Genomic DNA, 8,804 nt, shown 5'->3' with positions numbered 1-8,804 from the left:
CCGCTGCCCGCATCCGCTTCCAGCATCCGGGCTCTGGTCCCCAGAGTCCCATCAGCTGAGATTCACCCCACCCAAGGCCCGGCCCCTGTCGCCGTGCCTCGCCGCGTGCGCGCCCCGCCGCGCGGCCTCCCTCCTGCCCCGGGCCGCCGCCCGACCGAGGACGCCACGATGCTTCGCCCTGCCCGAATAGCGCTATTCACCGCCACCGCCGTCGCCCTGACCGGCTCGCTCGCCGCCTGCGGAGCCGGCGCCGGCTCCTCCGTGAGCTCCTCGGGCGCGTTCTCGGCCGCGAACTGCCAGGGCGGCACCCTGCGCGTCCTCGACAGCGCCAAGAACGACAAGGGCTTCGACCCGGCCGTGCTCTACACCTCCGGCGGCGGCGCCATCCCGCGCCTGCTCTTCCGCACCCTGACGACGCGTCAGAGCGTGCCGGGCGCCAACGGCACCAAGGTCGTCCCGGACCTGGCCACCGACACCGGCACGCCCAGCCAGAACGCCACCATGTGGACCTACCACCTCAAGTCCGGCCTGAAGTTCTCCGACGGCACGCCGATCACCTCCGCCGACGTCAAGTACGGCGTGGAGCGCTCCTTCTCGCCGCAGCTCGCGGGCGGTCCGCCCTACCTGCGCGACTGGCTGGTCGGCGGCGCCGACTACCAGGGCCCCTACGGCACTGGCGCCAAGGACCTCGCCTCCATCGAGACGCCCGACCCGAGCACCATCGTCTTCCACCTGCGCAAGAGCGAGGGCGACTTCCCCTACCTGGCCGCCGAGACGCAGTTCGCCCCGGTGCCCAAGGCCAAGGACACCGGCAAGGACTACAACGCCGACCCCGTCTCCTCCGGCCCCTACACCATCGCCGGCTTCACCAAGGGCCGCGAGCTCGACCTCGTCCGCAACACCCACTGGTCGCGCAGCACCGACCAGCAGCGCCTGGCGTGCCCGGACCGGATCGACATCTCGCTCGGCCTCTCCTCCGCCGTCATCAACCAGCGCCTGAGCGCCTCCGTCGGCCAGGACGCCGACGCGATCACCACCGACACCTCGCTGGACGCGCCGACGCTGGCCAAGGTCTCCGCCGATCCGGCGCTCAAGCAGCGCGTGGTGACCGGCAAGTTCCCGCAGATCTTCTACCTGGCCTTCGACCTGAAGAAGGCACCCTTCGACAACCAACTGGTGCGCGAGGCGCTCTCCTACGCCGTGGACCGCACCGCCCTGGTCAACGCCGAGGGCGGCACCCAGCTGGCCGTGCCCAGCACGACCTTCACCCCCGAGAGCCTGACGGCGGCGCACCAGGACTACGACTACTTCCCCGCGGGCGCGACCGGGAACCCGGCGAAGGCCAAGCAGCTGCTGGCCCAGGCCGGTCACCCGAACGGCATCACCGTGCCGCTCGCCTACGACACTGACGACGTGAACACCGGCGCACCCGCCGCCACCGCGCTGCAGCAGGCCTTCGCCAAGGCCGGGATCACCTTGCAGCTCCAGCCGCTGAGCGACGCGAACTTCGGCAGCACCGTCAACACCCCCGCCACCCAGCCGGCGCTGACCCTGACCAGCTGGGGCGCCGACTGGCCGAGCGGCGGCCCGTTCCTGACGCCGATCTTCGACGGCCGTCAGATCGTCTCCGGCGGCGGCAACTTCAACCTGGCGCAGTACGACGACCCGGCCGTGAACGCGCAGATCGACAAGATCAACCAGGTCACCGACTACGCCGTCGCGCAGAAGCAGTGGGCCGCGCTGGACGCGCAGCTGGGCAAGCTGGCGCTGACCGTCCCGCTGTACGAGGAGGCGACCAGCGTCCTGTACGGCTCGCACGTCAAGAACGCCTACCTCGACCAGTGGCGCGGCTGGTACGACATCGCCTCGGTGTCGGTCAAGTGATGGACAGTCAGACGACCTCCGCCGGCACCGGGATCGGTGCCGGCGGCGGCGCGGCCGGCGTCTGGTCCCGGCTCTGGGCCCGACGGGGCGGGCGCGCCGCCGTGATCACCGTCGGCCTGCTCGTGCTCGTCGCACTGACCGCGCCGTGGCTGGCCGCACTCGAGGGCCAGAACCCGAACTCCTTCCACGACACCCTGCTCAACTCCGCGACCGGCGGCAGCCCGAACGGCGCCTTCGGCGGGATCAGCGCCCAGCACTGGCTCGGCGTCGAACCCACCACCGGCCGGGACCTGTTCGCGCGTCTCGTCTACGGCTCCCGGGTCTCCCTGGGCGTCGCGGTCGGCGCGACGCTGGGGCAGCTGCTGCTGGGCCTGCTGGTCGGCCTGGCCGCCGGCCTCGGCGGCCGCTGGGCCGACGCTCTGCTCAGCCGGGTCACCGACCTGGCACTGGCGCTGCCGACCTTCTTCTTCTCGATCGCGCTGCTGGCGGTCGTCCCGCAGTCCTTCCCGCGACCGCTGCTGCTCGGCCTGATCCTCTCCGGCCTCGGCTGGGCGTCGATCGCACGCATCGTCCGTGCGGAGACGCGGGTGCTGCGCGAACGGGAGTACGTCGCGGCGGCGGTCCTGACCGGCGCGGGCACCTGGCGCATCGCCCGGCGCGAGATCCTGCCGGGCCTGGTCGCCCCGCTCGCCACCTACACCGCGATCGTGCTGCCGCAGAACATGGTCGCCGAGGCCGGCCTGTCCTTCCTCGGCCTCGGCGTTCGTCCGCCCACGTCCTCTTGGGGGCAGATGCTCTCCACGGCGACGACGTGGTTCCAGGTCGACCCGACCTACGTGCTGATCCCGGCCCTCACCCTGCTCGTCTGCGTCCTCGCCTTCGCCGGCCTCGGCGAGGCCCTCCGCGTCGCCTTCGACCCGAAGGCGGCAGCGCCGGCGACCAGGCGCAGGGGGCGGACCATCGCCGTCCCCCCGCCCGCCCCGGCTCAGCCCGGCCCGACGACGGGCGAGCCCGCCGCGCGTGCCGCTGCCGCGGCCGTCACCACCCTCCCGCACGAGAAGGGCGAAGCCCAGTGATCCGCTTCCTGCTGCGCCGTCTGCTCGGCGCGGCCGCCGTGCTGCTGGCGCTCGCGGCGCTCACCTACCTGCTGTTCTACGCCATGCCCGGCGACCCGGCGCAGCTCGCGTGCGGAAAGGGGTGCACCGCCCCGCAGCTCGCGCAGGTGCGGCACGCGCTCGGGACCGACCAGCCGGTGGTGCGGCAGTTCTGGACGTTCCTCACCACGCTTGTGGCGGGCCACAGCTTCAGCACCGGCCCGTCCACGGTGTGGTGCTCCGCGCCCTGCCTCGGATACTCGTACCAGAGCGACGAGGCCGTCACCCAAATGCTGCTCGACCGGCTGCCGGTGGACGTCTCCCTCGCGCTCGGGGCGGCCGCGCTGTGGCTGCTGCTCGGCGTCGGCACCGGCCTCTACGCCGCGCTGAAGCCCGGCCGCTGGCGTGACCGGATCACCAACACCGTGATTTTGACGCTCGGTTCGACGCCGGTGTTCGTCATGGCACTGCTGCTGCTGATGGGCGCCTGCGTCTGGCTGCAGATCCTGCCGTTCCCCAACTACGTGCCGATCACCGAGGATCCGGCCCAGTGGGCGCAGAACCTACTGCTGCCCTGGCTGGCCATCGCGCTGGTCTCGGCCGCCGGATACACCAGGCTCACCCGGGCCGGGGTGCTGGAGACGCTGAACCAGGACCACATCCGCACGCTGCGCGCCTACGGCTACCCCGAGCGGCGGATCGTGCTGCGGCACGCCGTGCGCGGCGCGCTGCCGACCGTGGTGACGGTGGCCGCCATGGACATCGGCCTGGTGCTGGCCGGAGCCGTCTTCACCGAGACCATGTTCGGCCTGCCGGGCCTCGGCAAGCTGGCGGTCGAGTCGGCGAGCACCGTGGACCTGCCCGTGGTCTGCGGGATCACCCTGCTGGCCGGCGCGCTGATCGTGGTCGCCAACACCGTCGCCGACCTGCTGCACGCGGCGCTCGACCCCCGAGTCAGGATCTGACGATGACCCACCCCGTTCTGCAGGTCGAAGACCTGCGCGTGACCCATCCCGGGCCGGTCACCGCGCTCGACGGGCTCTCCTTCGAGCTGGCGGCCGGACAGGTGCTGGGCCTGGTCGGCGAGTCCGGCTCCGGCAAGTCCGCCGCCGCGCTCGCGCTGCTCGGCCTGCACCGTGGGACGCGGACGCGGGTGGAGGGCGGCGTCCTGCTGCACCGTGACGACCGTCCCGTCCTCGACCTGAACCGGGCGAGCGACGCCGAGCTGCGCACTGTGCGCGGCCCGGAGCTGGCCATGGTCTTCCAGGAGCCGCTGACCAGCCTCGATCCCTATCGACGCGTCGGCGCCCAGATCGCCACCGCCTACCGCCTGCACACCGGCGCCTCGCGCGCCGACGCCAAGCGGCGCACGGCCGAGGTGCTGGACCGCGTCGGCATCGACCCCGGCCGGGCCCGCGACTACCGGCACCAGTTCTCCGGCGGCATGCGCCAGCGCGTGCTGATCGCCATGGCCCTCGCCCTGCGCCCGCGCGTCCTTGTCGCGGACGAGCCCACCACGGCGCTGGACGTGACCGTTCAGGCGCAGATCCTGCGCCTGCTGGACGAGTTGCGCGAGGAGACCGGCATGGCGCTGGTGCTCGTCAGCCACGACGTCGGCGTGGTGGGCGGCTTGGCGGACGAGGTCGTGGTGCTGCGCGGGGGCCGCGCCGTCGAGCGGGGCGCGACGGCGCGCCTGCTGGGCCGGCCCGAACACCCCTACACGAAGGCCCTGCTGCACGCCGTGCCGCGCCTGGACGCGCCCCTGCCGGAGCGCGCCGCGCCGCCGGCGGACGACGTGCTGGTCGAGACGGCCGGGCTCCGGGTCGACTTCGGCTCCGTTCGGGCCCTGGGCGGCGTCGACCTGACGGTGCGTCGGGGCGAGACGCTGGGCGTCGTCGGCGAGTCGGGATCGGGCAAGTCCACGCTCGGCCGCGCCCTGGTCCGGCTGCAGGACCCGACGAGCGGGACGGTCCGCTTCGAGGGCCTGGATCTCGCCTCCTGGCGCGGCCGGGAGCTGCGGCGGCGCCGACACGAGCTGCAGATGGTCTTCCAGGATCCGACGTCCTCGCTCAACCCCCGCCGCCTGATCGGCGCCTCGGTCGCCGAGCCGTTGCGCGTGCAGGGCGGACGCGACGAGGCCGAGCTGCGTGCCGAGGCCGTCGGCCTGCTCGAACGGGTGGGCCTGACCGCCGCCCACGCCGACCGCTACCCGCATCAGCTCTCCGGCGGCCAGCGTCAGCGGGCCGCCATCGCCCGCGCGTTGATCCTGCGGCCCAAACTGGTCGTCTGCGACGAGCCTGTCTCGGCCCTGGACGTGACCACGCAGGCCCAGGTCGTCTCCCTGCTCCGGGAGCTGCGCGAGGAGTTCGAGCTGACCCTCGTCTTCATCGCCCACGACCTGGCCGTGGTGCGCTCGGTCAGCGACCGCGTCGCGGTGATGCGCAAGGGCGAGATCGTGGAGACGCTGGCCGCCGCAGACCTGACGCGACCTCAGCACGAGTACACCCGCGCCCTGTTGGACGCGGTTCCGCGCCTGGACGCCGTGGCCGCACGCTGAGCCGCTGCCGACGCTGCCGACCGTTACTGGCCGACGAAGGAGAAGCTGCGGAAGATCTGGCCGAGGCCGCTCGGCCGCGAGGCGCCGACGGAGGTGTTGGTGGAGAGGTAGACGTTGGTGCCGGTGCAGTTCGTCGACGAGTACAGGCGCATGTCGGCGATCGTCCCGTTCATCACGGTCGTCACGCCGATGGGCGCGAAGCGGTGACAGGCGGTGGCCGCCGGGTTGGAGAGGATCTGCACGACGGCCCCGTCGACGCTGGTCGCCGTCACCGTCCCCTGCGGCGGGTCCGAACACCCGGCCAGCGCCACGACGAGCACGGCCCCGCCCAGTAGGACGGCGACGGATCGGCTGCGGGACATCTGCGTTCCTCCCGAGGCTCGGCGGCAGCGGCCTCTCGGCCCTGCTCCGACGCTAGGGCCGCCCTCCTCGCGTCGCAGCCCGGCCGCGCCGTCCGGGTGAGGACCGCCCGCGTGGCGAGCGGTGTGGCTCTGCGCGAAGGTGGAGTGAGCTGCCCTTCGTCGAAGGCCGTTGGAGGCTGAGATGAGCGACCACACCTACCGCGTCACCGAGATCGTCGGCACGTCGACGGACGGCGTCGACGCCGCCATCCGCAGTGCGCTCGGGCGCGCGGCGCGGACCCTGCACGGCCTGGACTGGTTCGAGATCACCCAGATCCGCGGCTCGATCGAGAACGGCGAGGTCAAGCAGTTCCAGGTCGGCCTCAAGGTCGGCTTCCGCCTCGACGAGACGTCCGGCTGACCCGGCGCGAGTCGCGGCAACCACGCCGTAACGCACCGGAAATCTCTGTCGACTTGTCTGTATGTCAGTGAAGACACAGGCGGAGTCGGGAAGGGACGGTGCGGCAGCAGCGTGAGAATCGTCGTCGACGACCTGTCAGGCCCGCGGATCGCGGCTTTCCTCGAAGAGCACGTGCGGCAGATGCGGGAGATCTCGCCGCCGGAGAGCAAGCACGCGCTCGATCTGGACGGCCTGCGCCGCCCCGAGGTCACTCTCTGGTCGGTCCACGACGGCGACGAGCTCGTCGGCTGCGGCGCGCTCAAGCGCCTCGACCCCGGCCACGTCGAGCTCAAGTCCATGCGGACCGCCGCCGCGCGCAAGCGCGGCGGCGTCGCCTCGCTGCTGCTGGAGCACATCCTGGCCGAGGCCCGGCGCGCGGGCTTCTCGCGGATCAGCCTGGAGACCGGCTCCGCGGCGTTCTTCCTGCCCGCCCGACGCCTCTACGCCAAGTTCGGCTTCGCCGAGTGCGAGCCGTTCGCCGACTACCGCCCCGATCCGCTGAGCACCTTCATGACCCGGACGCTGTGAGGGTTTCTGGACCCGTCCTGAGGCAGGGTCTCAGGACTCGCCGAGGTCGTGGGAGATCCGCTCCAGCGCGTCGAGGCGGGACTGCAGCGTCGGGTGGGTCGACATGAGCTGCGCCAGCCGCCCCTCGCCCTCGCCCTCACGCTCGCCCTCTCGGCCGGTGGGCACCGGGGCGAAGAGGAAGGCGCTGAACGCCTGCGCCGTGCGCAGGTCCTTGGTCGGAATCCGCGCGGCCGCGCCGCTCACCTTGACCAGCGCGGAGGCGAGCGCCGACGGACGCCCGGTCAGCTGCGCGGCGGAGCGGTCCGCGGCGAACTCGCGGTAGCGCGAGAGCGCCCGGATCATCATGAAGCTCAGCGCGTACACCGCCGCCGACACCACCACCACGGCGGCGACGATCAACGCCGTGTTCTGGTCGCGGCGGGCACGGCCGCCGACCAGCCCGGAGTAGAAGCCCACCCGGACGGCCAGACCGGCCAGCACACCGAGGAACGAGGCGACGGTGATCACCACGACGTCCCGGTGGGCGATGTGGGACAGCTCGTGCGCGAGCACCCCGTCGAGTTCGTCGCCCTCGAGGCGGCGCAGCATGCCGGTGGTCACGCAGAGCACCGCGTGGTCGGCGTCGCGGCCGGTGGCGAAGGCGTTGGGCAGGTCGGTCTGGGCGACGGCCAGACGCGGCTTCGGCATGTCCGCCAGCGCGCAGAGCCGGTCGACCGCGCCGTGCAGCCGCGGCTCCTCCTCCGGCGTGACCTCGCGCGCCTTGAGGGCGAACAGCGCCATCCGGTCGGAGAACCAGTACTGCGCGGCGAGCAGACCGCCCGCGACCACGACGACCAGCACCGCCGACTTCAGCAGCGCGACCAGCACGGCGGCGAAGACGACGTAGAGCAGGCCGAGCAGAAAGACCACGGTGGCCATGCGCACGGTGAGCTGGCGGTCCGGAGCGAACCTGGACCGGGAGTGGGGAGAAGAAGTTCGAGATCGCACGGTGATCGCCTCCGCGAAAGCACAGACGCGCGCGCCGGCAACGGTCCGTGCCGGACCACTCAAGGGTAGGCGCGTCGACGCCGGAACGGACAGATCCGGGCCGGTTTCTCAGGGAACGCCTGGAACGCCCGCCTGGTGGGTCGCCGGGCGGCTGTCAGACCCGGCGGCTAGATTGCGAGAGAGATCAGCCGGGAGAGAAGACGATGCGCGATTCGCTGCTGCGGGCCCGGGCCCGCCACGTGCTGGGCCGTCTGGGCCTTCCACGGCGCGGCCGACGCGCCCGTTTGAGCTGCTTCGACGCCGGCTCCCTGACACGTGCCCGCAGGCGCGGCGTCGATCCGCGCTCGCTGGTCTTCGCGGCGGTCGACCTCGAGACGACGGGGCTGGATCCCGCCGTCGACCGGGTCTGCGAGATCGCGGTGGTGCGCTTCCGGGCCGACGGCGAGGTGCTGGACCAGTTCGTGACGCTGCTCGACCCTCAGCGGCCCATGGCCGCGACGGCGATCCACGGCATAGCCGCCGAGCAGGTGCACGGCGCGCCGACGTTCGCCGAGGTCGCGCCGGAGCTCACCCGGCTGCTGGCCGGGGCGGTCGTGGTCGCCCACAACCTCGCCTTCGAGGACGCTTTCCTGGCGGCGGAGTTCCGCCGCGCCGGACACCGGACGCCGCGCTGGCCGGGGCTCTGTACGCTGGTCACCGCCCGGGCCCAGCTCGACGGCCCCGGTTTCGGTCTCGCCGCCCTGCACCGCAGCCTGACGGTCGCCCCCGTCGACGCGGCCCACACCGCGCTCGGCGACAGCCGCGCCACGGCCGCGGTGCTGGCGGCCCTCCTCGCCCAGTCCCCCACGCCCCTGCGGTATCGCGGCCCCAGCCCGCAGGACGTTCCGCTCGCCCCCGCACCCGCGCTGGTCCCGGCCGCCCCCCGTGCGCCCCGCACACCCGCCGGCCTGCCC

The 8,804-nt window shown here is 72.8% G+C and carries 9 protein-coding genes; 7 read left to right on the top strand and 2 right to left on the bottom strand.

Annotated features, from left to right (window positions below; genetic code table 11):
- The first annotated feature begins 168 nt into the window (after positions 1-168).
- The 4 genes from TR48_RS17710 to TR48_RS17695 are packed head-to-tail and all read left to right on the top strand — an operon-like array spanning position 169 to position 5,535.
- The gene (locus TR48_RS17710; RefSeq protein ID WP_042368246.1) at positions 169-1,884 is read left to right on the top strand and encodes an ABC transporter substrate-binding protein; all 1,716 of its coding nucleotides are present in this window, start codon (positions 169-171) and stop codon (positions 1,882-1,884) included.
- The gene (locus TR48_RS17705; protein WP_042368244.1) at positions 1,884-2,960 is read left to right on the top strand and encodes an ABC transporter permease; all 1,077 of its coding nucleotides are present in this window, start codon (positions 1,884-1,886) and stop codon (positions 2,958-2,960) included. The genes TR48_RS17710 and TR48_RS17705 overlap by 1 nt, the downstream gene beginning before the upstream one ends.
- On the top strand, positions 2,957-3,943 hold the full coding sequence (locus tag TR48_RS17700; protein WP_042368242.1) for an ABC transporter permease: 987 nt from the start codon (positions 2,957-2,959) through the stop codon (positions 3,941-3,943). The genes TR48_RS17705 and TR48_RS17700 overlap by 4 nt, the downstream gene beginning before the upstream one ends.
- A gap of 2 nt (positions 3,944-3,945) precedes the next feature.
- Complete coding sequence (locus TR48_RS17695) at positions 3,946-5,535, top strand: dipeptide ABC transporter ATP-binding protein (RefSeq protein ID WP_042368240.1); 1,590 nt, start codon at positions 3,946-3,948, stop codon at positions 5,533-5,535.
- A gap of 23 nt (positions 5,536-5,558) precedes the next feature.
- Here the strand turns inward: TR48_RS17695 and TR48_RS38970 are convergent, their stop codons facing one another.
- Positions 5,559-5,897, bottom strand: coding sequence for a hypothetical protein (locus TR48_RS38970; RefSeq protein ID WP_052442747.1), 339 nt, complete (start codon positions 5,895-5,897; stop codon positions 5,559-5,561).
- Between the two features lie 181 nt (positions 5,898-6,078).
- On the opposite strand from TR48_RS38970, the gene TR48_RS17685 reads away from it, so the two are divergent.
- Positions 6,079-6,297 (top strand): dodecin, encoded by a 219-nt coding sequence (locus TR48_RS17685; protein WP_042368238.1) that lies wholly within the window; start codon positions 6,079-6,081, stop codon positions 6,295-6,297.
- A 111-nt stretch (positions 6,298-6,408) separates the two neighbouring features.
- Positions 6,409-6,864, top strand: a complete 456-nt coding sequence (locus tag TR48_RS17680; protein WP_042368236.1) for a GNAT family N-acetyltransferase — start codon at positions 6,409-6,411, stop codon at positions 6,862-6,864.
- Positions 6,865-6,894: 30 nt separating this feature from the next.
- On the opposite strand, the gene htpX is transcribed toward TR48_RS17680, so the two are convergent.
- Complete coding sequence (htpX, locus tag TR48_RS17675) at positions 6,895-7,851, bottom strand: zinc metalloprotease HtpX (protein WP_268873581.1); 957 nt, start codon at positions 7,849-7,851, stop codon at positions 6,895-6,897.
- Positions 7,852-8,054: 203 nt separating this feature from the next.
- Here htpX and TR48_RS17670 point away from each other — a divergent pair.
- The coding region (locus TR48_RS17670) for a 3'-5' exonuclease (protein WP_161789852.1) at positions 8,055-8,804 on the top strand (750 nt) is incomplete at its 3' end.

Origin of the sequence: Streptacidiphilus neutrinimicus (assembly GCF_000787815.1) — a bacterium.
GTDB lineage: Bacteria > Actinomycetota > Actinomycetes > Streptomycetales > Streptomycetaceae > Streptacidiphilus > Streptacidiphilus neutrinimicus.
This window is presented reverse-complemented; position numbering and strand designations above follow the sequence as displayed.

What these genes read in the sequence shown, in the direction of transcription:
- TR48_RS17710 (WP_042368246.1), top strand. Translation starts at nt 169, where the DNA reads ATGCTTCGCCCTGCCCGAATAGCGCTATTCACCGCCACCGCCGTCGCC.
- TR48_RS17705 (WP_042368244.1), top strand. Translation starts at nt 1,884, where the DNA reads ATGGACAGTCAGACGACCTCCGCCGGCACCGGGATCGGTGCCGGCGGC.
- TR48_RS17695 (WP_042368240.1), top strand. Translation starts at nt 3,946, where the DNA reads ATGACCCACCCCGTTCTGCAGGTCGAAGACCTGCGCGTGACCCATCCC.
- TR48_RS38970 (WP_052442747.1), bottom strand. Translation starts at nt 5,897, where the DNA reads ATGTCCCGCAGCCGATCCGTCGCCGTCCTACTGGGCGGGGCCGTGCTC.
- TR48_RS17685 (WP_042368238.1), top strand. Translation starts at nt 6,079, where the DNA reads ATGAGCGACCACACCTACCGCGTCACCGAGATCGTCGGCACGTCGACG.